Annotated in this window: 19 protein-coding genes; 14 read left to right on the forward strand and 5 right to left on the reverse strand. The window is 62.0% G+C overall.

Translation table 11 applies throughout. The features are described from left to right. Positions 1-77 precede the first annotated feature (77 nt). The 9 genes from AMK00_RS22075 to AMK00_RS22115 all read left to right on the forward strand — a co-directional run bounded on the left by AMK00_RS22075 (position 78) and on the right by AMK00_RS22115 (position 11757). Positions 78-980 carry a 3-keto-5-aminohexanoate cleavage protein gene (locus tag AMK00_RS22075; RefSeq protein ID WP_064806972.1) on the forward strand — a complete coding sequence of 301 codons (903 nt, stop codon included), beginning with the start codon at positions 78-80 and terminating at the stop codon, positions 978-980. A gap of 7 nt (positions 981-987) precedes the next feature. Then, positions 988-2478 (forward strand): carnitine 3-dehydrogenase, encoded by a 1491-nt coding sequence (locus tag AMK00_RS22080; RefSeq protein ID WP_064811883.1) that lies wholly within the window; start codon positions 988-990, stop codon positions 2476-2478. Between the two features lie 10 nt (positions 2479-2488). Next, positions 2489-3649, forward strand: a complete 1161-nt coding sequence (locus AMK00_RS22085; protein ID WP_064806975.1) for an acyl-CoA dehydrogenase family protein — start codon at positions 2489-2491, stop codon at positions 3647-3649. A gap of 4 nt (positions 3650-3653) precedes the next feature. Then, positions 3654-5708 carry an acetate--CoA ligase family protein gene (locus AMK00_RS22090; protein ID WP_064806977.1) on the forward strand — a complete coding sequence of 685 codons (2055 nt, stop codon included), beginning with the start codon at positions 3654-3656 and terminating at the stop codon, positions 5706-5708. Positions 5709-5715: 7 nt separating this feature from the next. Beyond that, positions 5716-6498 (forward strand): carnitinyl-CoA dehydratase, encoded by a 783-nt coding sequence (locus tag AMK00_RS22095; RefSeq protein ID WP_064806978.1) that lies wholly within the window; start codon positions 5716-5718, stop codon positions 6496-6498. Between the two features lie 116 nt (positions 6499-6614). After that, positions 6615-8204: an ABC transporter substrate-binding protein gene (locus tag AMK00_RS22100; RefSeq protein WP_064806979.1), complete on the forward strand. Its 1590-nt coding sequence runs from the start codon at positions 6615-6617 to the stop codon at positions 8202-8204. A 97-nt stretch (positions 8205-8301) separates the two neighbouring features. Then, entirely contained in the window at positions 8302-9309 is a 1008-nt protein-coding gene (locus AMK00_RS22105; RefSeq protein ID WP_064806986.1) for an ABC transporter permease, read from the forward strand. Continuing rightward, on the forward strand, positions 9306-10133 hold the full coding sequence (locus AMK00_RS22110; protein ID WP_064806988.1) for an ABC transporter permease: 828 nt from the start codon (positions 9306-9308) through the stop codon (positions 10131-10133). Before AMK00_RS22105 ends, AMK00_RS22110 begins: the two co-directional genes overlap by 4 nt. Beyond that, positions 10126-11757, forward strand: a complete 1632-nt coding sequence (locus AMK00_RS22115) for an ABC transporter ATP-binding protein (protein WP_064811884.1) — start codon at positions 10126-10128, stop codon at positions 11755-11757. Before AMK00_RS22110 ends, AMK00_RS22115 begins: the two co-directional genes overlap by 8 nt. A gap of 60 nt (positions 11758-11817) precedes the next feature. Here the strand turns inward: AMK00_RS22115 and AMK00_RS22120 are convergent, their stop codons facing one another. Beyond that, positions 11818-12603, reverse strand: a complete 786-nt coding sequence (locus tag AMK00_RS22120; RefSeq protein WP_064806992.1) for a helix-turn-helix domain-containing protein — start codon at positions 12601-12603, stop codon at positions 11818-11820. 121 nt (positions 12604-12724) lie between these two features. On the opposite strand from AMK00_RS22120, the gene AMK00_RS22125 reads away from it, so the two are divergent. After that, complete coding sequence (locus AMK00_RS22125; RefSeq protein WP_064811885.1) at positions 12725-14305, forward strand: ABC transporter substrate-binding protein; 1581 nt, start codon at positions 12725-12727, stop codon at positions 14303-14305. Positions 14306-14326: 21 nt separating this feature from the next. Next, positions 14327-16330 (forward strand): CocE/NonD family hydrolase, encoded by a 2004-nt coding sequence (locus AMK00_RS22130; RefSeq protein WP_064806996.1) that lies wholly within the window; start codon positions 14327-14329, stop codon positions 16328-16330. A 3-nt stretch (positions 16331-16333) separates the two neighbouring features. Here the strand turns inward: AMK00_RS22130 and AMK00_RS22135 are convergent, their stop codons facing one another. After that, the gene (locus AMK00_RS22135) at positions 16334-17245 is read right to left on the reverse strand and encodes an alpha/beta hydrolase (RefSeq protein WP_064806997.1); all 912 of its coding nucleotides are present in this window, start codon (positions 17243-17245) and stop codon (positions 16334-16336) included. A gap of 265 nt (positions 17246-17510) precedes the next feature. Between AMK00_RS22135 and AMK00_RS22140 the strand changes: the two genes are divergently transcribed. Together AMK00_RS22140 and AMK00_RS22145 are read left to right on the forward strand one after the other, a co-directional pair. Then, positions 17511-18035: an RNA polymerase sigma factor gene (locus AMK00_RS22140; protein ID WP_064806999.1), complete on the forward strand. Its 525-nt coding sequence runs from the start codon at positions 17511-17513 to the stop codon at positions 18033-18035. Then, positions 18032-20128, forward strand: coding sequence for a vWA domain-containing protein (locus tag AMK00_RS22145; protein ID WP_064807000.1), 2097 nt, complete (start codon positions 18032-18034; stop codon positions 20126-20128). The genes AMK00_RS22140 and AMK00_RS22145 overlap by 4 nt, the downstream gene beginning before the upstream one ends. Positions 20129-20512: 384 nt before the next feature. On the opposite strand, the gene AMK00_RS22150 is transcribed toward AMK00_RS22145, so the two are convergent. Next, positions 20513-21439, reverse strand: coding sequence for an SMP-30/gluconolactonase/LRE family protein (locus AMK00_RS22150; protein WP_064811886.1), 927 nt, complete (start codon positions 21437-21439; stop codon positions 20513-20515). A gap of 180 nt (positions 21440-21619) precedes the next feature. Here AMK00_RS22150 and AMK00_RS22155 point away from each other — a divergent pair, with 180 nt between their 5' ends. Then, positions 21620-22690 (forward strand): LacI family DNA-binding transcriptional regulator, encoded by a 1071-nt coding sequence (locus AMK00_RS22155; protein WP_064811887.1) that lies wholly within the window; start codon positions 21620-21622, stop codon positions 22688-22690. An 11-nt stretch (positions 22691-22701) separates the two neighbouring features. Here AMK00_RS22155 and AMK00_RS22160 read toward each other — a convergent pair whose 3' ends face one another. Continuing rightward, the gene (locus tag AMK00_RS22160) at positions 22702-23733 is read right to left on the reverse strand and encodes an L-idonate 5-dehydrogenase (protein WP_064811888.1); all 1032 of its coding nucleotides are present in this window, start codon (positions 23731-23733) and stop codon (positions 22702-22704) included. A gap of 10 nt (positions 23734-23743) precedes the next feature. After that, the gene (locus AMK00_RS22165; RefSeq protein ID WP_064811889.1) at positions 23744-24685 is read right to left on the reverse strand and encodes a 2-hydroxyacid dehydrogenase; all 942 of its coding nucleotides are present in this window, start codon (positions 24683-24685) and stop codon (positions 23744-23746) included. Positions 24686-24737 lie beyond the last annotated feature (52 nt).

Raw genomic sequence — 24737 nt, forward strand, 5'->3', positions numbered from 1 at the left:
TCGATAGCTTCCGAAAATGCAAAGCATTGCTGCCGATCCTGTCGCGTAATGCCTGACAAGACGGGAGAACTTAAAACATGCCTCTAGCGATGAACCGCGATGTCTTCATCACCTGTGCCGTCACCGGTGCCGGCGATACGGTCTCCAAATCCAGCTACGTTCCCATCACTCCCAAGCAGATCGCGGATTCCGCGATCGACGCCGCCAAGGCTGGGGCGGCCGTTGTTCACTGCCATGTCCGCGATCCGGAAACGGGGGCCGCAAGCCGCCGCAACGATCTCTACAGGGAGGTCACAGAGCGCATCCGCTCGGCGGAAGTCGACGTCGTCCTCAATCTCACGGCCGGCATGGGCGGGGATCTGATCTTCGGCGATGTCGAAAGCCCCCTGCCCCTCAATCAGAACGGCACTGATATGGCGGGCGCCAGCGAGCGCGTCAGCCATGTCGCCGAATGCCTTCCGGAGATCTGCACGCTCGACTGCGGCACGATGAACTTCAATCTCGGCGACTATGTCATGACCAATACGCCGGCCATGCTGCGGGCCATGGCCAAGAAGATGACGGATCTCGGCGTACGCCCTGAGATCGAGGCTTTCGATACCGGCCATCTCTGGTTTGCCAAGCAGCTCGCTGAGGAAGGCCTGATCGAGGACCCGGTGCTGATCCAGCTCTGCATGGGCATTCCCTGGGGCGCACCCGACGATCTCAACACCTTCATGGCGATGGTCAACAACGTGCCTCAGAGTTGGACCTTCTCGGCCTTTTCGATCGGCCGCAACGCGATGGCCTATCCGGCAGCGGCGGTTCTGGCCGGCGGCAATGTGCGAGTCGGCCTGGAAGACAACCTCTTCGTCGGCAAGGGCCAGCTCGCCACCAATGCGCAGCTCGTCGAAAAGGCCGTGCAGGTGGTCGAGGGCATGGGCGCGCGGATCATCGGACCGGAAGATGTGCGCAACAAGCTGAAGCTGACGAAGCGCTGAGGATATCATGACCAAGATCAGCAAGGCGGCCTGTATTGGCGGCGGTGTCATCGGCGGCGGATGGATCGCCCGTTTCCTGCTGGCTGGCATCAACGTCGATGTCTTCGACCCGCATCCGGAGGCAAGCCGCATCGTCGGCGAGGTTATCGCCAATGCCGAAAAGGCCTATGCGATGCTGACCGGCGCGCCCTTGCCGCCGCGCGGCAGGCTGACCTTCTGCGAGACGCTGGTGGAAGCCGTTGCCGATGCCGACTGGATTCAGGAGAGCGTGCCGGAAAGGCTCGGTCTCAAGCGCGGCGTCCTGGCCGAGATCGATGCCGCCGCGCGCCCGGACGCGCTGATCGGCTCTTCCACCTCGGGCCTGCTGCCCACCGATCTGCAGCGCGACATGAGACATCCCGAACGCTTCTTCGTCTCCCATCCCTATAATCCCGTCTATCTGCTGCCGCTCGTCGAACTCGTCGGTGGTGAGAAGACCTCGGCGGCGACCATCCAGGCGGCGATCGCAAGACTGGCGCCGATCGGCATGAAGGGCGTCCACATCGCCAAGGAGATCGAGGCCTTCGTCGGCGACCGGCTGCTCGAAGCGCTCTGGCGCGAGGCGCTGTGGCTCATCCACGACGACATCTGTACTGTCGAGACCCTCGACGATGTTATCCGCTATTCCTTCGGCTTGCGCTGGGCGCAGATGGGCCTGTTCCAGACCTACCGTATCGCCGGCGGCGAGTCCGGGATGCGCCATTTCCTCGCCCAGTTCGGCCCCTGCCTTGCCTGGCCCTGGACCAAGCTTACCGATGTCGTCGATCTCGACGATGCGCTGATCGAAAAGATCGGCGGGCAGTCCGACGAGCAGGCCGGCGGTCTTTCGATCCGCGAACTCGAGCGTATCCGCGACGAGAATCTCGTCGGTATCCTCCAGGCGCTGAAGGGCGGCGACGGCGGCAAAGGCTGGGGCGCCGGCAAGCTGCTCAAGGAGTTCGAGCAATCGCTCTGGGCGAACGGCGGCGGCGAGACCATGCCCGCCGATCCTTCGAAGCCGCTGCGGCTTGTCGAAACCAAAGTGAGCCCGGCCTGGGTCGACTATAACGGCCACATGACCGAACACCGCTATCTGCAGGTCTTCGGCGATACGTCCGATGCGCTGCTGCGCCTCGTCGGCGTCGACCTTGCCTATGTCGAGGCGGGGCACAGCTATTACACGGTGGAAAGCCATATCCGCCATCTCGGCGAGGCGAAGCTCGGGCAGGCGATCCATTCGGCCTGCCAGATCCTGAGCGCCGACGAGAAGCGGCTGCATGTCTTCCACACCCTGCACGACACGGCGACGGCCGAGGTCATCGCAACCGCCGAGCACATGCTGCTGCATGTCGACAGCAAGGCGGGCAAGGCGGTCCCGGCGCCGGCAGCGGTACTGGGCAGGGTGAAGGCAATTGCTGCGGCCCATGCGGAACTGGTGCTGCCGGAGGGCGCCGGCCGTCATGTCGGCCAGAGGCGGTAGGAGGATGGGCATGGATTTCGGTCTAAGCGAAGAACAGGAAATGATCGTCGAGACGGTCCGCGCTTTCGTCGAGACCGAGATCTATCCGCATGAGAACGAGGTCGAGCGGACCGGCATCGTCCCGCCGGACCTCGGCCGCGAGATCCAGCGCAAATGCATCGATCTCGGCTTCTACGCCTGCAATTTCCCGGAAGAGGTCGGCGGTGCCGGTCTCGACCATGTCACCTTCACGCTGGTCGAGCGCGAGCTCGGGCGCGGCTCGCTGGGGCTGACGGTTTTCTTCGGCCGGCCTTCCGGCATCCTGATGGCCTGCGAGGGCGAGCAGCGCGAACGCTATCTCCTGCCGGCGGTGCGCGGCGAGAAGATCGATGCGCTTGCCATTACCGAGCCGGATGCCGGTTCCGATATGCGCGGCATGAAATGCGCCGCCCGCCGCGACGGTGCCGATTTCGTCCTCAACGGCACGAAACATTTCATCTCGCACGCCGATGTCGCCGATTTCGTGATCGTCTTTGCCGCCACCGGCGAGGAGGAAACGCCGAAAGGCGTCAAGAAGAAGATCACCGCCTTTCTAGTCGATCGCGGCACGCCGGGATTCGAGATCTTGAAGGGCTATGATTCCGTTTCACATAGGGGCTACCACAACTGCACCCTCACCTTTACCGACTGCCGGATCCCCGAAGCCCAGGTGTTGGGCGAGGTGCATCGCGGCTTCGATATCGCCAATCAATGGCTCTACGGCACGCGGCTGACCGTTGCTGCCACCTGCGTCGGCCGGGCGCGGCGCGTCTTCGAGATGGCGCTGCCCTATGCCGCCGAGCGCAGGCAGTTCGGCAAGCCGATCGGCGCCAATCAGGGCGTGTCGTTCAAGCTCGCCGATATGATCACCGAGATCGACGCGGCCGACTGGCTGACGCTTGCAGCCGCCTGGCGGCTCGACGCTGGCCTTGCCGCCGACCGGCAGATCGCTTCGGCCAAGCTCTATGCCTCCGAAATGCTGGCCCGCGTGACGGATGAAGCGATCCAGATCTTCGGCGGCATGGGTCTGATGGATGACCTGCCGCTTGCCCGCTTCTGGCGCGATGCGCGCGTCGAGCGCATCTGGGATGGCACCTCGGAAATCCAGCGGCATATCATCAGCCGCGACCTGCTCCGGCCGCTGGGAGCATGAGCCGATGACATCCAACCCACTCGACCGCCTGCTCAGACCGCAAACGATCGCCGTCTTCGGCGGCCGCGAAGCGCGCCGGGTGATCGAGCAGTGCGACCGAATGGGTTTTGCCGGCGAAATCTGGCCCGTTCATCCCAAATTGGACGAAGTGCTCGGGCGGTCCTGCTACCGCGCCCTTTCCGATCTGCCTGCCGCACCGGACGCCGCCTTTGTCGGCGTCAATAGAGCGCTTACCGTCGACATCGTGCGCGGCCTTTCGCGCGCCGGCGCCGGCGGGGCGGTCTGTTATGCATCGGGCTTCAGCGAGGCGACGGCGGAACTCGCCGATGGCGCGGAGCTGCAGCGGGCTCTTGTCGAGGCGGCCGGCGACATGCCGATCCTCGGGCCGAACTGCTACGGGCTCATCAACGGCCTCGATGGCGCGCTTCTTTGGCCCGACCAGCACGGCATGGAGCGCGTCGAACACGGCGTCGCCATCCTCACGCAGTCGTCCAATATCGCCATCAACCTGACCATGCAGACCCGTGGGCTGCCGATCGCCTATGTGGTCACCGCAGGCAACCAGGCGCAGACATCACTTGCCGATGTCGCCTGCGCGCTCATCGAAGATCCGCGCATCACGGCAGTCGGCCTGCACGTCGAAGGGTTCGGCGATCTCTCCGCCCTTGAACGTCTTGCCGCCATTGCCCGCCGGTCGAAGAAGCCGGTCGTTGTGCTGAAGGTGGGCAGGTCCGAGCAGGCAAGACACGCGGCGGTGTCGCATACCGCCTCGCTTGCCGGCAGTAATGCGGTAGCGGATGCCGTGCTCGCCCGCCTGGGCATCGGCCGTGTCCAAAGCCTGCCGGCGCTGCTCGAAACCCTGAAGCTTCTGCATATCGCCGGGCCTCTCCCGAACCGATCGATTTCATCCATGAGCTGTTCGGGCGGCGAGGCTTCGCTGATGGCGGATGCCGCCGTCGGCCGCAAGGTGGAATTCCCGGCCCTGCAGCCGCAGCAATTGCCGCGTCTGCGGCAGGTGCTGGGCGAGATGGTGGCGCTTTCCAACCCGCTCGACTACCACACCTTCGTTTGGGGCGATGCGGCGCGCCAGACGGAAGCCTTTACCGCCATGTTCGCGGGTGGCTTTGCCCTCAACCTTGTCGTCCTCGATTTTCCGCGCGGCGACCGCTGCGATGCAGCCGAATGGATGACGACGGCAGACGCCGTCATCGCTGCCGCCTCTGCGACCGGTGCGCTCGCCGGTCTTCTCGCAACCCTTCCCGAGAACATGCCGGAGCCAGTCGCCGATCGTCTGATGGCAAACGGTATCGTCGCTTTCTCCGGCATCGATGAAGCCATCACCGCCGCAGAAGTCGCCGCCGCCATCGGCCGGGCCTGGGATCGCCCGCCGCCCGCGCCGCTGCTTGATGTGCGGCAGATGGATGGCGAGATCGAAACGCTGACCGAAGCGGATGCAAAGATCGAACTTTCTGCCTGCGGCCTTCCCGTTCCCCGAGGGCTGCAGGCCTTTTCTTCTCGCGAAGCCGCAGAGCAGGCCGAACGGCTCGGCTTCCCCGTCGTTCTGAAGGGCCTCGGCATAGCGCACAAGACAGAGGCAGGAGCTGTCGTGCTCAATCTTAGGAATGCGCAGGCCGTATCGGATGCGGCAGCGGCCATGGCCTGCGATGCCGGTTATCTCGTCGAGAAGATGATCGATCCTCCGGTCGCGGAGCTCATCGTCGGCGCCACCCGCGATCCCGTCTTCGGATTGTCGCTGACATTGGGAGCTGGCGGAATTTTCGTGGAATTGCTCGAGGATTCGGTCATCCTGCCGCTTCCGGCGACGAAAGCCGAGATCCACGCAGCGATTTCGCGTCTCAAGATTGCGAAATTGATTCATGGCTATCGCGGCCGGCCAAGAGGCGATCTTGAAGCCGCCGTCGACGCTGTCGCAGCTACGGCAGAATATGTCGTAACGAATGCGGTGCGACTGGAGGAACTGGACCTTAATCCGTTGATGGTTCTTCCCGAAGGGCGCGGTGTGGCCGCAGTTGATGCTCTCATACGGCGAAGGAGGTAACGCAGGTTTGAGCGATCCTATTCGCACACGACGTGACGGCGGCGTATTGGAAGTCGTCATCGACCGGCCGAAGGCGAACGCCATCGACCTTGCGACCAGCCGTACCATGGGACTGCTCTTCCGGGATTTCCGCGACGATCCGGAATTGCGCGTCGCCATCGTGACGGGTGGGGGCGAAAAGTTCTTCTGCGCCGGATGGGACCTGAAGGCGGCCGCATCAGGCGATGCGGTCGACGGCGATTACGGTGTCGGCGGCTTTGGCGGACTGCAGGAACTGCGCGACCTGAACAAGCCAGTCATTTGTGCGGTCAATGGCATCTGTTGTGGCGGCGGATTGGAGATCGCGCTTTCGGCCGATCTGATCCTCGCCGCCGAGCATGCGACGTTCGCCCTGCCGGAAATCTGCTCGGGCACGGTTGCCGATGCGGCGTCGATCAAGCTGCCGAAGCGTATTCCCTATCACATCGCCATGGACATGCTTTTAACAGGGCGCTGGCTCGACGTGCACGAGGCGCATCGCTGGGGCTTCGTCAACGAGGTTCTGCCGGCCGACCGGCTGATGGAGAGAGCCTGGGAGCTCGCCCGCCTGCTCGCAAGCGGGCCGCCGCTTGTCTATGCGGCCATCAAGGAAATCGTGCGAGAAGCGGAGGGTTCGACGTTCCAGACTGCCATGAACAAGATCACCAAACGGCAATTTGCAACCGTCGACCGCCTCTATTCGAGCGAAGACCAATTGGAAGGCGCCCGCGCCTTCGCCGAGAAGCGCACCCCCATTTGGAAAGGAGAATAGTCAGGCGGCAGCAACCGCTATGTTTCCCGCATGATGCGGGCACCGGAGGTGGAGAGGAAACCACCTGCGATCCTGCCCGGAAGTTCTGTCAACGCACACAAAGAAGGAACTGGGGAATGAACGACTATACGAAATATCTCACAAGTCGCGTCACTGCAGGCGGATTGAGCCGCCGCGAATTCATGGGACGCGCCATGGCGGCCGGCATCACGCTTGCCGTCGCCGACAAGCTTTTCACCGAAAGCGCCGAAGCCGCCGAACCAAAGCGCGGCGGCCATCTGAAGCTCGGTCTCGAAGGCGGTGCCGCCACCGATTCCAAGGACCCGGCAAAATTCCTGTCACAGTTCATGTTCTGCGTCGGCCGCTGCTGGGGCGACATGCTGGTCGAATCCGATCCACTGACGGGTGCCGCCGTGCCGGCGCTCGCTGAATCCTGGGAACCCTCGAAGGATGCCGTCACCTGGACCTTCAAGATCCGCAAGGGAGTCAAGTTCCACGATGGCAAGGAACTGACGATTGACGACGTCGTCGCGACGCTGAAGCGTCATACCGACAAAAAGTCGGAATCAGGCGCGCTCGGTGTCCTCGGTTCGATCAAGGAGATCAAGGCCGACGGCGGCAACCTCGTGCTGACGCTCAGCGAAGGCAATGCCGACATGCCGCTGCTGCTGTCCGACTACCATCTGGTCATCCAGCCCAACGGCGGCGTCGACGATCCGCTGGCCTCGATCGGCACCGGCCCGTACAAGCTGACGAGCTTCGAGCCTGGCGTGCGCGCCACCTTCGAGAAGAACAAGGACGACTGGCGCAGCGACCGGGGTTATGTCGACTCGATCGAAATCATCGGCATGAACGACGCAACCGCCCGCATCGCCGCACTCTCGTCCGGCCAGGTGCATTACATCAACCGCGTCGATCCGAAGACCGTCAACCTGTTGAAACGCGCCCCCAATGTCGAGATCCTCTCGACTGCCGGCCGCGGCCATTACGTGTTCATCATGCATTGCGACAAGGCGCCGTTCGACAACAACGACCTGCGGCTCGCGCTCAAATACGCCATGGACCGCGAAACCATGGTGCAGAAGATCCTCGGCGGTTACGGAAAGGTCGGCAACGACTTCCCGATCAACGCCACCTATGCGCTGTTTCCAGAGGGCATCGAACAGCGCACTTACGACCCCGACAAGGCTGCCTTCCACTACAAAAAGTCGGGCCATAGCGGCTCGGTCCTCTTGCGCACCTCCGAAGTCGCCTTCCCCGGCGCTGTCGATGCGGCCGTGCTCTACCAGGAAAGCTGCAAAAAGGCCGGGATCGAGATCGAGGTTAAGCGCGAGCCCGGCGACGGCTACTGGACCAATGTCTGGAACGTCCAGCCCTTCTCGACTTCCTATTGGGGCGGCCGTCCGACGCAGGATCAGATGTATTCCACCGCCTATCTCTCGACGGCGGACTGGAACGACACCAAGTTCAAGCGTCCTGACTTCGACAAGCTGCTGCTGCAGGCCCGCTCCGAGCTTGATGAAGCCAAGCGCAAGGACATGTACCGCACCATGGCGATGATGGTGCGCGACGAAGGCGGCGTGATCCTGCCGATGTTCAACGACTTCGTGAATGCCTCCACCAAGCAGGTGAAGGGCTATGTCCACGATATCGGCAACGACATGTCGAACGGTTACGTCGCAACCCGCGTCTGGCTGGACGCCTGATGGCAAGGGGCGCATCGCCCCTCCGATCTCCGACGAAGCTGGGACCGTGGGAAGAAAACCCGCGGTCCTCCCGACGTTTTAGCCAAAGGCATTTGCCATGACCAACCCTGCCCCAAGCAATATCTTGCCCGGCCTGAGGCTCCGGCAGCGTTTTCCGTTGCTTACCCTCATCCTCGAGCGCTTCGTGCTCAGCATCGTCCTGCTTTTTGCGGTTTCCATCCTGATCTTCGGTGGGCTCGAAGCCCTGCCTGGCGATTTTGCCACCACCTATCTCGGCCAGTCGGCAACGCCGCAGGCTGTTGCCAATATCCGCCAGGATCTCGGACTGGACCGGCCGGTGACGACACGTTACGTCGAGTGGCTCGGCAATGCCGTCCGGGGTGACTTCGGCACTTCCTGGGCCAGCAAGAATTCGGTGAGCGAACAGATCGGCAAGCGCCTCGGCAATTCGCTCTTTCTGGCAGGTTTCGCGGCGGTGATTTCGGTGCCGCTCGCTGTCGGCCTCGGCATGTTCTCGGTGCATTTCCGCAACCGCATGCCGGATAAGATCATCAACGTGATCTCGCTTGCGGCGATCTCCCTGCCGGAATTCTTCATCGGCTACCTGCTGATCCTCTTCTTCGCCGTGAAGTTGGGCATGGCCACCTTTCCGGCGACCGTCTATGACAGCATGGGCTTCCTCGAACGCCTGAAGGCGATCGCCCTGCCGACGGCGACCTTGGTGCTTGTCGTGCTGGCGCATATGATGCGCATGACCCGGGCTGCCATTCTCTCCGTCATGTCGTCAGCCTATATGGAGACCGCGGAGCTTAAAGGTCTCAGCGCCTTCCGCGCGATCGTCAAGCACGCCGCCCCCAATGCGTTGGCGCCGATCATCAATGTCGTCGCATTGAACCTCGCTTATCTCGTGGTCGGCGTCGTCGTCGTGGAGGTGGTCTTCGTGTATCCCGGCATGGGGCAATATATGGTCGACGCGGTCACCGTGCGCGATATGCCGGTCGTGCAGGCCTGCGGCCTGATCTTCGCGGCCGTCTATATCTTCCTCAACATGATTGCCGATATCCTGGCGATTGTCGCCAATCCAAGGCTGAGGCATCCGCGATGAGAGCAAGAGACATTCCCATCACCGCCTGGATCGGCATGGCGGGCATCGCCATCGCCTTCATCTTCGCGCTCTTCGCGCCCTGGATCGCGCCCTACGGGGAGACCCAGGTCGTCGGCGACGTCTGGCAGCTGCCGGACGACAAATATATCTTCGGGCTCGATAATCTCGGCCGCGACATCCTCTCGCGGCTGATCTATGGCGCGCGCACGACGCTCTTGGTCGCCTCCGCCGCCACCATCATCTCCTTCTCGCTCGGCGTGATCCTGAGCTTCACCGCCGCCGTCTCACGTGGCCTCATCGACACGGTCTTTTCGCGCTTCAACGATCTGATGATGTCGATCCCGACGCTGATCTTCGCGCTGGTCGTGCTGGCGGTGCTGCCGCAAAACCTGGTCGTCCTGATCCTGGTCATGGCGATCCTCGATTCCACCCGCGTCTACCGTCTCGGCCGTGCCGTGGCGCTCGATGTCGCGGTGATGGAATTCGTCGAGGCGGCCAAGCTGCGCGGCGAAGGCAAGCTCTGGATCATCTTCCGCGAGATCCTGCCGAACACGCTGTCGCCGCTGCTGGCCGAGTTCGGACTGCGCTTCGCCTTCTCGATCCTCTTCCTCTCGACGCTGTCCTTCCTCGGCCTCGGCATTCAACCGCCGGCGGCCGATTGGGGCGGCATGGTCAAGGACAACAAGGACGGCATCATCTTCGGCATCTCGGCAGCACTGGTGCCGGGCACGGCGATTGCCGTGCTCGCCATCTGCGTCAACCTCGTCGTCGACTGGCTGCTGAAACGCACATCCAGCCTCAAGGGAGGGCGTGGCGATGCCTGAGCTTCTTTCCGTTCGCAATCTCAAGATCGAAGCGACCAGCTATCCGCCGGGCGAACCGCCCAAGCGGGTAACGATCGTCGACGGCGTGTCCTTCGACCTCAAGAAGGGCAAGGTTCTCGGCCTGATCGGAGAATCGGGCGCCGGCAAGTCGACGATCGGGCTCTCGGCGCTTGCCTATGGCCGCGGCGGGGCCGAAATCACCGGCGGCGAGGTGCGGCTCGACGGCACCGATATTCTGGCGCTGGGCAAGAACGGCATCCGCAAAATCCGCGGCGCCCGCGTCTGCTATGTCGCGCAATCGGCGGCGGCCGCCTTCAATCCGGCGCACAGGCTCGGCGATCAGGTGATCGAAGCCTCGGTCAAACATGGGCTGATGACGAGGGAGGAGGCGCGCAAACGGGCGCTTTATCTGTTCCGGGTCCTCGGCCTGCCCAATCCCGAAACCTTCGGCGAGCGCTTTGCCCATCAGGTCTCCGGTGGCCAGCTGCAGCGCGCGATGACGGCGATGGCGCTCTGCTCCAACCCCGAGCTCATCGTCTTCGACGAGCCGACCACGGCACTCGACGTCACCACGCAGATCGACGTGCTGGCGGCGATCAAGCATGCGATCGAGGAGACCCATACGGCCGCCCTCTACATCACCCACGATCTTGCCGTCGTCGCGCAGATTTCCGACGACATCATGGTCCTGCGCCATGGCAAGCAGGTGGAATATGGCAGTGTTCAGCAGATCATCGAGGCGCCGCGCGAGGACTATACCCGCGCCCTCGTCAATGTCAGGCAGGCCTATCGCGAGGAAGCCGCCGATCAGTCCACAGCCCTTCTCAAAGTGGAGAATGTCAGCGCCGAATATTCCGACGGCTTCAAGGTACTGCACGATGTCTCGCTGCATGTGCCAAAGGGGCAGACGCTTGCCGTCGTCGGCGAATCCGGCTCCGGAAAATCAAGCCTGGCACGCGCCATTACCGGCCTCTTGCCGCCGAAGAGCGGACGCATCGTCTTCGGCGGCAAGCCACTGGTGCCCGATCTGAAGAACCGGCAAAACGACGACCTCAGGCGTATCCAGCTGATCTATCAGATGGCCGACACGGCGATGAACCCGAGGCAGACGGTCCGCGACATCATCGGCCGTCCGTTGACCTTCTATTATGGTCTCAGAGGTGCGGAGAAGACGGCCAGAGTGAAGGAACTGCTCGATCAGATCGAGATGGGCAACGGCTTCATCGACCGCTACCCGGCCGAACTCTCCGGCGGCCAGAAGCAGCGGGTGGCGATCGCAAGAGCCCTTGCCGCCAAGCCCGAGCTCATTCTTTGCGACGAGCCGACCTCGGCGCTCGACCCGCTGGTGGCCGAGGGTATCCTCAAGCTGCTGCTGCGACTACAACAGGAGGAACAGCTGTCCTACATCTTCATCACCCATGACATCGCGATCGTCCGGGCGATTGCCGACAGCGTGGCGGTGATGCATCGCGGCAAGCTGGTGCGCTTCGGCCCGAAATCGACGGCGCTGTCGCCGCCCTTCGACGACTACACCGACCTGTTGCTGAAATCCGTACCCGAGATGGAGATCGGCTGGCTGGAGCGGGTGCTGACGACGCGGAAGATGGCAAGCGCCGGGAATTGAAGGCTCGAAATCTTCCGGCACTCATCCGGATATGACGGCTTCGTTGGAAAATCGGTGTCTTCAATACTCTGCCGGCACCGCATACACTTCCGCCGATGGATCTGCGAGGAACGAGCGCACCGTCGGTGGCAGCTGGCGTGAAGACAGCGGCAGTGGTCCGCAACGCGACAGAAGCTCGCGCAGGTTGGGCTCGGCGCCGACATGCCGCCAGATCATCCGCGACGCATACGGGAGATTTTCCCGTCGCCACGAAACTCCCATTGTCGTCCCGCGCAGATAGACGCGCTGGTACTCATCGAACGGCAGGAGGATCGTCTGTGAAAGTACCGGATTCGGGCCGACGACTCGCTCCGTAATGAAGATCCGGTTTCGATAGAAGGCCGCAAGGCCGACATATTTCGAAAATTGCTGGATGCCGTTTCCAGCGTCCCGCAGACGCTCCATTGATTTGACATGCACAAGCCCACCCTTCTCCACAAAGCGGCTGCACGAACAGACAACCATTCCCGGCCAGGACGGGGAGCGATGATAGGTCTGGAAATAGCCGATATGGCGCCGGAGCGCGGCCAGATCGCCCGGGAACGCCTTTAATAGTTCCGAACTTTGATTGAGATCTAGAGTCGGTTTGCGAAGCCGCTCGCGAAAGAGCCTGGGAGCGAGACCAAAGTCGGCTGCGTCGAGATCGAAATACTTGGCTATGCGCGCAAGATTATGGGCAGACGGCCTCGTCTGGCCGTTGATATATCGATTGAATTGCTGCCGGTTGATATCGATCGCGCGGCAAAGATGCGAAATGGAACGCTGCGTGGCACAGGCGATCTTGAGGTTGTCGACTAGGTGAGGCATCGGCGGTTCCGTCTGAATGATAGCAGCGTAAACTCGCTCAAAGATGCGTCAAGTCGCGAAATTGCGTGAAGCAGCCTGATCTCTACGTTCCCTTCTAATAACGTTGAAAAAGGGAACTGAAATGACACGTGAAAAGAATCAATCTTCGCCTCTGAGTATCGGCCGCCGTCACTTCGTTGGCGGTGCCGTCGCGCTGGGAGCTTTGCCAGTCCTCACCTCCGGCCTCCTGATGCCGCGCGATGCCCGCGCGCAGGAAGCGAAGCGCGGTGGTCATCTGAAACTCGGTCTCAAGGGCGGCGCCACCAGTGATGCGCTCGACCCCGCGACCTATAGCGCCTCCGTGTTGTTCGTGATTGGCCGTCTCTGGGGCGACACACTTGTCGAATCCGACCCTAAGACCGGTACGCCCTTGCCGTCGCTGGCGACTTCCTGGACGCCATCGGCGGACGCATCCGTCTGGACTTTCAAAATCAGGAACGACGTGCAGTTTCACGACGGCAGCAAGATGACCGTCGCGGACATCGTCGCGACACTGAAGCGACACGCGGACAAGAATTCGCAGTCGGGCGCTCTGGGGCTCATGGCCTCGATCACCGGCATCGACGAAAAAGCGGGCGACCTTGTCCTCACACTTTCGGAAGGCAATGCGGACCTGCCTTTGCTGTTGACCGACTATCACCTGATCATCCAGCCGAAGGGCGGCCTCGACAAGCCTGCGGCGGCCATCGGTACAGGTCCTTACATTCTGAAAAGCTTCGAACCGGGCGTTCACGCAACCTTCGAGAAAAACCCGAAGGATTGGCGCTCCGACCGCGGCTTTGTCGACAGTGTCGAGATCCTCGTCATCAACGACAACACCGCCCGCGTTGCCGCACTTGCCTCCGGCCAAGTCCATTTCGTCAACAATGTCGACCCAAAGACAGTCCCGATGCTGCAGCGAGCACCGACCGTCGAAATCCTCCGGAATGCAGGCAAGGGCTTCTATTGTTTCCTGATGCATTGCGACACGGCTCCCTTCGACAACACCGATCTTCGGCTTGCGCTGAAATATGCCATCGATCGTCAGGCGATCCTCGACAAGGTTCTGGGCGGCTACGGAGTCATCGGCAACGACTATCCGGTCAATTCTAACTACGCTCTCGCCCCGACCGATATCGAGCAGCGCCCTTATGATCCAGACAAGGCCGCCTTCCACTTCAAGAAAGCGGGTCTCGACCGCTCCATTCAGCTGCTCACGTCAGACGCAGCCTTTCCGGGCGCTGTGGATGCGGCGATCCTGTTCCAGCAAAGCGCGCGCAAGGCCGGCATCACGATCGACGTCAAGCGCGAACCGGAAGACGGCTACTGGACCAATGTCTGGAACAAGCAGCCCTTCTGCGCCTCGTTCTGGGGCGGTCGTCCGACCCAGGATTCGCGCTATTCCACCTCTTACCTGTCGACCGCAGAATGGAACGACACGCGTTTCAAGCGCCCTGACTTCGACAAATTGGTTCTGCAAGCAAGGTCAGAACTCGATGAGGCCAAGCGCAAGGTGCTTTATCGGCAATTGGCCCTGATGGTACGAGACGATGGCGGTCTGATCCTGCCCGTCTTCAACGACTACATCATGGCCTCTTCGAAAATGCTGAAGGGATATGTCGACGATATCGGCAACGATATGTCCAACGGCTACATCGGCAGCCGCGTGTGGCTTAATGCCTAAAGCTCTTCTGGATATATGACAATGTCAGACCGCAGCTTCACAACCATCGAAAATCAGTGGATCACCTTGAAGGATCGGACGCGGCTGGCGGCACGCATCTGGATGCCCGACGGCGCGGAGAAGGATCCCGTGCCGTCGGTCTTCGAGTTCCTGCCCTATCGCAAGCGCGACGGGACCAGCCTCAGGGACGAGTCGACCTATCCGGTGTTCGCCGCCGCCGGCATTGCCGGCGTGCGCGTCGATATCCGCGGATCGGGCGAATCCGACGGCGTCATCGACGGCGAATATACCGAGCGGGAGCTTGCCGATGCCTGCGAGCTGATCGCCTGGATCGCAGCGCAGCCATGGTCGAACGGCTCGGTCGGCATGATGGGCATCTCCTGGGGCGGCTTCAACAGCCTGCAGGTCGCCGCATTGCGGCCGCCGGCGCTCAAAGCCGTCATCTCGATCGCCTCGACCGTCGACCGCTATAATGACGATATCCACTATAAGAACGGCTGCCATCTTTCCGCCCAGCTCTCATGGGCGGCGACGATGCTTGGCTACCAGTCACGCCCGCCCGATCCGGCACTTGTCGGCGAGCGCTGGAAGGAGATGTGGCTGGAGCGCCTGGCAGGCGAACCCTTTTTCATGGAGGAGTGGCTGACCCATCAGCGGCGCGATGATTTCTGGCGTCACGGCTCGATCTCGGAGGACTTTTCGAGCGTCGAGATCCCGACGCTCGTGATTGCCGGTTGGGCGGATGGCTACCGCAATACGCCGTTGATGGCGGTCGAGGGTCTGGGCGAGAAGGCGAAGGCACTGATCGGTCCCTGGGTGCACAAATATCCGCACTTTGCCTGGCCGAAACCGCGCGCCGATTTCCATGGCGAAGCGATCGCCTGGTGGAACAAATGGCTGCGTGGCGAGGACAATGGCATCGACAGACTGCCGCAGGCCCGCGCCTATATTCTCGATGCCGTCCGCCCGGCGCCGCGGCGCGACAGCGATCCCGGATTCTGGATCGCGCGGGATGTCTGGACGCCGCCGCACATGCAATGTTTCTACGTCGAGCAATTCGGCAGGCTGACCGAAGGCATGCCGATCCCGCATGCTCCCGAGCATCCCGTCTATGTCAGGTCTCCTCTCGATACCGGCACGGCATCGGGTGAATATTTCACGCTGAAGCCCGACGCGGAAATGGCGATCGATCAACGCTTGGACGATGCCGGTTCGCTGGTCTTCGATACCATGCCGCTTGCCGATGATTGCGACTATCTCGGTCGGCCGGTGCTGACACTGCGGCTGCGGCCCCGGGCGGCGCATGCGAACCTCTGCGCCCGGCTCGTCGATGTTCATCCTGATGGCACGGCGACGCGGGTCGCCTTCGGCGTCGTCAATCTCACCCATCGCGACGGCAATGCCGATCCGAAGCCGCTGATCCCGGGCGAGACGGTGTCGATCCGATTGGTGCTCGATGCCTGCGGCTATCGTTTCCGCAAGGGGCATCGCATCCGCCTTTCGCTGTCCACCGCCTATTGGCCGATGATCCTGCCGCCGCCTGAGAACGAAGGGATCGACATCGATATCGCCTCGCTCGGTCTGGGGCTGCCGATACTCGGCGATTATCGCAGGATTGAAATCGCCGAACCGGCCAACCCCGATCCCCTGCCGAAATATATCGAGCATGCGGCTGCCGCGACGAAACGGCAGATCGTCCGGGATCTCTCGGCCAATCGGACGGACTATCGCATCCACGAGGAGACCGGGCTTTACGAACATCCCAACACGGGCCTGTCGACCCGGCATTTGCGCGAGGAAGTCTGGTCGATTTCGCCGGATGAACCGCTGTCGATGACCGGTGTGTCGACCTGGACCTGCGACATGCACCGTCCCGGCTGGTTCGTGCGGACCGTGGCAACGGCGCGGATTGCCTGTACTGCATCCGATTGGATCATCAGCGCCGTCGTCACGGCGTTCGAGGACGACGTGCAGATCTTCGAAAAGATCTTCGCGGAAAAGAAGGTTGCGCGCGATCTGATGTGATCGTCAAAGCATCGCGAAATGCTTGACAGCCTCGCAGACAGCTCGGAAGCCATCGCGCGCGCCATCGCTCATATGGCGGGCGCGCAGCCAGGCATGCACCATCTGCGGCTCCTCCCGGAACCAGACTTCGATGCCGTTCGCGGTCAGCCGGGCGGCATAGTGCCGGCCGTCATCGCGAAGCGGATCGAAATGCGCGACGGTGATGAAGGCCGGCGGCAGTCCGACGAGCGAAGCTGCCTGCAGCGGCTCGGCGATTTCATTTCCTTCAGGTGCCCGCAGGATCTCGCGATAATAGGCGACATCGGCCGTCGTCAGGCTGGGTGCGGCGGCCATATCTATATAGGATCCCGCGTCGAGGTCGCCGCCGAGGCTGGGGTAGATCAGCACCTGGCCGACAACGCCCGATAGCTCCTCATTGCGCGCCCGCAAGGCAAGGCCTGCCGCAAGATTGCCGCCGGCGCTGTCGCCGATCAGCACGACTTTGTTGCTGGCGGCAAGCAGATGTTTGAGCACGGCGAAGCCGTCATCCGTCTGCGCCGGCCAGCGATATTCAGGGGCCAGCCGGTAATCGACGGAAACGAGTTCGGCGCCGGCAAAATCAGCGATCTCGGCGCAGATGGCGTGATGGCTCTCAAGCGAACCGACAACGAAGCCGCCGCCATGGATATAAAGCAGAATAGTCCGGGTGATGATTTTCCGCGGACGGTAGCGCCGGATCGGTATGCGCTGAACCATGCCGTCCGCAAAGATCATATCCGGGGGCAGCGGGCGGTCGAAGCGCGCACAAAGAGCATCGTACCAATGCCGCTGCTGCTCGACCGGCGCTTCGACGGCGTCTGCGGGATAGAAGCTATCGCAAATCTGGAGAAACTGCAGAATGCCCTTTTCGGTGGGGACAGGCGACGGAGCGGACATTGAGGGTCCTTTCGATTTTGGACATGCGGATCATGCCCTTGGCCGACTCTGCATCCATCATGCCTCTTTGCGGCGGAGGCAATCTGTCTGGCCGCGACCCATGGATGTCGCGATGCTTTCTTATTTTGATCTCGCATTTCCAGGGCTTTGCCGCTTTTTCCAAAAAGATCCGATAAAATTTCGGCGACGACCCAAGGAAAGCCCTCGGAGAAACGTCTCAATCCTGAAATAGCATCTTGCTTGATAGCTTGGGGGTAGGTGCGCATTGGATGCGGAGCTCATAGAACGAGCACAGAGCGGCGACCGGGAGGCCTTCGGGCAACTGGTCTCGCGCCATTATGATTTCGTCCGCGCGACGGCGTGGCGATGGTCGGGCAATTCCACCGATGCGGACGATATCGCCCAGGAGGTCTGCGTCAAAATCGGCGCCGCCATCCGCGACTTTCGCGGCGCCAGCCGCTTCCGGACATGGCTTTATACGCTGACGCTGAACGCCGCTCGCGATCACAGACGCAAACGCGCACGAGAGCAGCAGACGTTCCGCGCCTATGCGGCCGAACCGCAGGCGGATGCGCCGGGCGGAGACGACAACGAGATATCGAGCGCATTATGGGCGGCCGTGCGCGCTTTGCCGGAACGGCAATGCGACGCCGTGCTGCTCGTCTATGGCGAAGGCCTCAGCCATTCGGCCGCCGCCGATGTCATGGGCTGCTCGGAGGCGACCGTCTCCTGGCAGGTCCACGAGGCGCGCAAGCGGCTGAAGGCCATGTTCGGCAAGGAAGAGGTATGATGGACAAGGAACTCGAAAAACTCTCCCGCCTCACCCCGCCCGCCATCGATCCGCAGGCGCGGACGCGCGCCCTTGCGGCGGCGATGCAGGCCTTCGACAGCGCAGAAAATAATGCAGCGGCAGCCCAAGGAAATGCCCAAGGCTGGCGTCCAAGCTCCATCATCAACTGGATATGGAGCCCTGCTGTGAATAAGAAATTCCTCGCCGGTTCAGCCCTTGCGACGCTGCTCGTCATTCCCGCCGCCGGTTATCTCACCCTCGAGCTGACCCGCAATCCGCCGATTATCGACCAGGAGAAGATCGCCGGCACTGTTTCGAAAAATGGGGTGGCGAAACCGGCCGAACCTCGGCTTTCCGAAGCGGCCGAAGAGAATCGGCCGGCTCAATCGTCTGCGGCTGATAGCGCTCAAATCTTGCAGGACAAGGAGCCTCAGGCGGCAAAGTCCGCCGCGGAGTTGCGCGCTGAATTCGATGCAGGCGAAATCGCCGCTCTCAAGAGCAAGTCGGAGGATTCCGCGGCGGCTCTTGGCATGGCCAAACGTGCTGCGCCGGCCGCTCCTGGTGTGGTTGCTCAGGGTCAGCGGTTGGCTGAACCGATGGCCGTTGCCCCCTCGCCTGTTCCGCCAGCAGATGGGCGTATGCAGATTCAGCTCGATCCCAGCCGCGAACGCTTTGCCAATGCCGCGGCTAATCCGATCAAGAGTGTCGCGACGGATCCGGTTTCCACCTTCTCCGCCGATGTCGACAGCGCTTCCTATTCCTTTGTCCGCCGGTCGCTCACCGACGGGGCGATGCCGGATCCGCAATCGGTTCGCGTCGAAGAGATGATCAATTATTTCCCCTATGACTGGCCGGGTCCCGAGAAGGCCGATCAGCCTTTCAAGGCGACCGTGACGGTGATGCCGACCCCGTGGAACCACGACACGGAACTGATGCACGTGGCGATCAAGGGTTATGACATCGCGCCGGCGACCGCGCCGCACGCCAATCTCGTCTTTCTGATCGACGTGTCGGGCTCGATGGACGAACCGGACAAGCTGCCGCTGCTGAAGAGCGCCTTCCGGCTGCTGGTCAACAAGCTGAAGGCGGACGACACCGTGTCGATCGTCACCTATGCCGGCAATGCCGGCACTGTACTAGAGCCGACGCGGGTGGCGGAGAAATCGAAGATCCTCTCGGCGATCGACAGGCTGGAGGCCGGAGGCTCGACCGGCGGCGCCGAGGGTATCGAGGCGGCCTACGATCTTGCCAAAAAGGCCTTCGTCAAGGACGGCGTCAACCGGGTGATGCTGGCGACGGACGGCGACTTCAATGTCGGCCCGTCGAGTGACGAGGATCTGAAGCGAATCATCGAGGAGAAGCGCAAGGACGGCATATTCCTCACCGTTCTCGGCTTCGGACGCGGTAATCTCAACGATTCCCTGATGCAGACGCTCGCCCAGAACGGCAATGGCAGCGCCGCCTATATCGACACCCTGGCGGAGGCGCAGAAGACCTTGGTCGAAGAAGCCGGATCGACGCTGTTTCCGATTGCCAAGGACGTCAAGTTCCAGGTCGAGTTCAACCCGGAACGGATCGCCGAATACCGGCTGATCGGTTATGAGACGCGCGCCCTCAAACGCGAGGACTTCAACAATGACCGCGTCGATGCCGGCGATATCGGCTCCGGCCACAGCGTCACCGCGATCTACGAGATCACGCCCCAGGGAAGCCCCGCGGTGATGAACGACGACCTGCGTTATGGCGCCGCCGATAAGGCATCGGCCGAGACATCGGGCAGCGCGCATCAGGGCGAGCTCGCCTTCGTCAAGATGCGCTACAAGTGGCCGGGCGAAGACAAGAGCGCCCTGATCACCACGCCGGTCGGTGACGGCAACGCGGTCGCCACCATCGACGCCGCGCCGCAGGACGTCCGCTTCTCGGTGGCCGTCGCCGCCTTCGGCCAAAAACTGAGCCGCATCGCCGCCGTCGATGCCTATTCCTACCAGGCGATTGCCGACCTCGCTGCGGCATCGCGGGGGACGGATCCCTTCGGCTACAGATCGGATTTCCTCGGTCTCGTCAGGCTGGCTGACAGCCTCAGCCAACGATAGGCCAAGAAGTCCCGAAAGGCGAAGCCGCCTAGAAAGACGGCCTCGCCTCAGTTTGTTGACAAAGTCTCCTCCGTCATGCTCGGCCTTGTGCCGAGCATCTGAGCACTGCAATTGCTTGGCAGGAAAATGTTTGTTTTCTGATGATTAATTGAGACGGGCGCAGATCCTCGGCACAAGGCCGAGGATGACGTTGGGGCAGTAGTTTGTAAGCAGCCGGCAGCGGAGGCCGCCCGGGAAGGCGGCCTCTGGATCGGCCTATAGTATGAATGACGGACATGGTGATCCAGGTCAGGGGCTGATTTTTGTTGCGGGCAGGACTAAGCCGTCGTCGGGAGGCCATGTCGACTACACACAACCCAACCGAGCCCGAAACGATAGCGTCCTCTATCCCGGTCTCGACCCGTTGGCCGTGAGATAGACAGCGTAGAGAGAGGTTGTTGCGGTGATGAAGAGGCGGTTCAGTTTCGCGCCGCCGAAAGCGACATTGGAGACGATCTCGGGAATATGGATCTTGCCGATCAGTGTGCCATCTGGATCATAGCAGTGCACACCGTCGCCGGCGCTCGTCCAGATCCTTCCCTTCCGATCGACGCGAAAACCATCGAAAAAGCCCGCGGTGCATTCGGCAAAAATGCCGAGATCGCTCAGCTTGCCGGCATCGGACACGGCGAGCTTTCTGATATGGCGCGGACCGCCGGACAGGTGCGATGCCCCGGTATCGGCGACATAAAGCACCGTTTCGTCGGGGGAGAACGCCAACCCGTTCGGCTTGACGAAATCCGAAGTCATCTGGTGGGTTGCGCCTGTTGCCGGGTCGTGCCGATAGACGTGGCAACCGCCGATTTCCTCCTCGCCGTAGTCGCCCTCGTAGTCGTGGAGAATGCCGTAGCTCGGGTCGGTGAACCAGACGGTGCCGTCGGACTTCACGGTGACGTCGTTGGGTGAATTGAGCCGTTTGCCCGCGATCCGATCCGCCAGCACGCTGATCCCGCCGTCGAAATCGGTGCGCGTGACACGGCGCGCCAGATGCTCGCAAGTGATCAGCCGTCCTTGATTGTCGACCGTGTTACCGTTGGAGTTGTTGCTGGGTGAGCGGAAGACCGACGTCTGCCCGCTGGTATCATCATAGCGCATCATGCGATTGTTGGGGATATCCGAGAAGACCAGGTAGCGCCCGGCGGCAAACCAGGCCGGTCCCTCCAGCCAGCGGCCGCCCGTCCAAAGCCGCTCGACGCGGGCATGGCCGACGAAGCAGCTTTCAAAGCGCGGGTCGAGAACCTCGAACCCCGTACCGTCGATTTCCCCGAACATGATGCCTCCTCGTCTCAAACTGTTATCGATACCATTCTGCCCTGCTTCACGACCTTCGTATAGAGATCGATGAACTGTGGAACGCAACTTTCTAGTAATAATATTGATTGTGCGATGATAGCGATAACTTTATCGTATTCCCAGTTGCCAACTCGGAAGCTGTTTTAAGGGCGGAGACCAGTGAAAAACGAGGATGAGCCAAAAGACAAGCGCCTCAAGGGAGGAGACGCCCAAAAGCTGACGATGGCTGAGGTCGCCAAATATGTCGGCGTATCGGCCATGACCGTTTCGCGCGCCTTTCGCCAGGATGCGAGCGTTTCCGAAGAGACGCGCAAGCGCATCATGGAAGCGGTCGATGCGCTCGGCTACGTGCTCGACCTATCCGCCGGCAGCCTTTCCTCGCGGCGCAGCGGCTTCATCGCGGCGCTGGTGCCCTCTATCAACAATTCGAATTTCTCCGACACCGCGCGCGGCATCACCGACGCGCTGGAGAATACCGGCCTTCAGCTTCTGCTCGGTTATACCGACTATGCCGCTGAGAAAGAGGAAAAGCTGATCGAGGCGATGCTGCGCCGGCGTCCCGAGGGCATCATCCTGACGGGCGGCTCGCATACCGACCGGGCGCGGCGCATGCTTGATAAGGCCGGCATTCCGGTGGTGGAAACCTGGGAGCTTCCGGAAGAGCCGATCAATCATGTCGTCGGCTTTTCCAACAGCGAGGCGATGTCGCTGCTGGTGCGGACACTTGCCAGTCAGGGCTATCGCAGGTTCGGTTATATCGGCGGAACGACGGCGCGCGATACACGCGGCAGCCAGCGGCGCAGCGGTTTCCTGAAGACTGTCGAAGAACTGGGCCTGGGACCGGGCCGGGCGATTTCCTTCGGCGTGCCGCCGATCACCATGGAACAGGGCGGCCAGGCAATCGTCAGTCTGTTGGAGCGCTGGCCGGACACGGAAGTCGTTCTCTGCGTTTCCGACCTGTCCGCCTTCGGCGCGATCATGGAGTGCAAGCGCAGGGGGATGCGTGTGCCTGAAGATATCGCCATTGCCGGTTTCGGCGATTACGAGATCTCGTCGATCTGTCATCCCAGCATCACCACGATCAATGTCGACTGTTACGGCATCGGCCGCCAGGCCGCCGTCCGCCTGCTGGACGCCCTGCAGGCGGGCAGCGAGACAACCGGCGACGAGATCACATTGACCAGCTACAGGGTCGTCCTGCGCGAAAGCACGGATCGCGGCATCCGATAGTCGGCGCCTTGTCAGAAGGCGATCTGCACTTTCATCGACTTGCTGCGGTCGCTCGCCAGTTCGAAGGCGGCGACGGCCTCATCGATCTTGAAGACGCCTGTGAGCAGCGGCTTCAGGTCGACGCGGCGCGCGTTGATCAGTTCGACAGCGAGCGCAAATTCCTCGTGAAAGCGGAATGTTCCGCGCATCTCGATTTCCTTGGCGACGATCATGTTCTGCGGGATGGAGACATCGCCGCCAAGGCCGAGCTGCACGAGGACGGCACGGGGCTTCAGCGCCTCCAGACCGGCGCGCACTGCCCGCTCATTGCCCGACGCTTCGAACATGACGTCGAAATATCCCTTGTCGGCGCCGTAGGCGGCAAGGTCGGCGGCATGCGTGGCAACATTGATCGTTCGATCCGCGCCGCTGGTGCGGGCAATCGCCAGAACGCTGTCGGTCACATCGGTCGCGACGATTTCGCGGGCGCCGAGAACCCGCGCCGCAACGATCGCCAGCATGCCGATCGGGCCGCAGCCGGTGACGAGCACGCGTTTACCCAGCAGCGACCCAGCGCGGCTGGCCGCATGCAGCGTCACGGCAAAGGGTTCGGCGAAGGCCGCCTCGTGAATGGAGATGCCGTCGGCAACCTTGTGGCATTGCCAGCGCTCCGCCACCAGCCGCTGGCGAAAGCCGCCTTGAATGTGCGGCATGGGCATGGCGCTGCCATAAAACCGCATGTTGAGGCAGTGGTTCTGCTGTCCCTTCAGGCAATATTGGCAATGGCTGCACGGCCGGCTCGGGGAAACCGCAACGCGGTCTCCAACGGCAAGGTCGCTCACGCCGGCACCCAGCGCCTTGACCGTGCCGGCGATCTCGTGGCCGAGGATCATCGGCTCGCGCAGACGCACGGTGCCGAAGCCGCCATGATTGTAATAATGCAGGTCGGAGCCGCAAATGCCGCCGGCTTCGATGGCGATCTCCACCTGCCCCTCGCCCGCAACCTCCGGTTCGCGCTCCTCGATCCTGAGATCCTTGGCGGCATGAATGACGATGGCTTTCATAGCGAAACCCTCACACGACGGGAGTTGGAAGCGGGTTGCCGGCAAAATGCGCGGCGAGATTGTCTCTGACCAGCTGGCCCATGGCCTTGCGGGTCTCGACGGTACCGGAGCCATGATGGGGCTGCAACACCACGTTTTGCAGCGTCAGGAAACGCGCATCGATCTTCGGTTCGTTGAGGAACACGTCGAGGCCGGCGGCCTGGATGGTGCCGTTCTGAAGGGCCGCGATCAGCGCCTCTTCATCGACGGTCGTCCCGCGCGAAACATTGATCAACATGCCGTTGGGACCGAGCGCTTTGAGTACCTCGGCATTGATGATCTTCATCGTCGCCTGCCCGCCGGGGACGATGACGATCAGGAAATCGGCCCAATCGGCAAGCGCCACCAGGTTCGGCTGGTAGGCATAAGGAACATCCGTGTGCTCGTTGCGGGCGAAGTAGGTGATATCGCAGCCGAAAGCGGCAGCCCGCCTGGCGATCGCCTTGCCGATCCGCCCCATGCCGGCGAGTCCGACTTTCTTGCCGGCGACGCGCGTTACCAGCGGCATGGCGACATTGCCCCACTGGCCGGCGCGGACGAAAACGTCGGCCTGCGGAATCTGCCGCGCCGTGGCAAGCAGCAGTCCGATGGCGATATCGGCGACGTCTTCGGTCAGTACGTCAGGCGTATTCGTCACGCGAATGCCGTTGGCGCGGGCATAGGTGAGGTCGATGGCATCGGTGCCGACGCCATAACAGGAGACGATCTCCAGCTTCGGCAATTGCTTCATCAGCTCGGCGGAGGCGCCGAGTTCGCCGCGCGTCGCAATGGCGCGAATATCCTTGCCGACGTTCGCAATCAGTTCCTGCTTGTCGGCCGCTTCCCACAGGCGGTGAACGCGATACTTCGCCTCCAGATCGACCATATCCCATTCCGGATAGGCTCCAGTCATCAAGATCTCTAGCTCAGGCATTCCGTCTCCGTCCCGCATTTTGATAGTTGATTATGTTATCGATAACATATAA

This window comes from Rhizobium sp. N621 (assembly GCF_001664325.1).
Taxonomy (GTDB): Bacteria; Pseudomonadota; Alphaproteobacteria; order Rhizobiales; family Rhizobiaceae; genus Rhizobium; species Rhizobium esperanzae.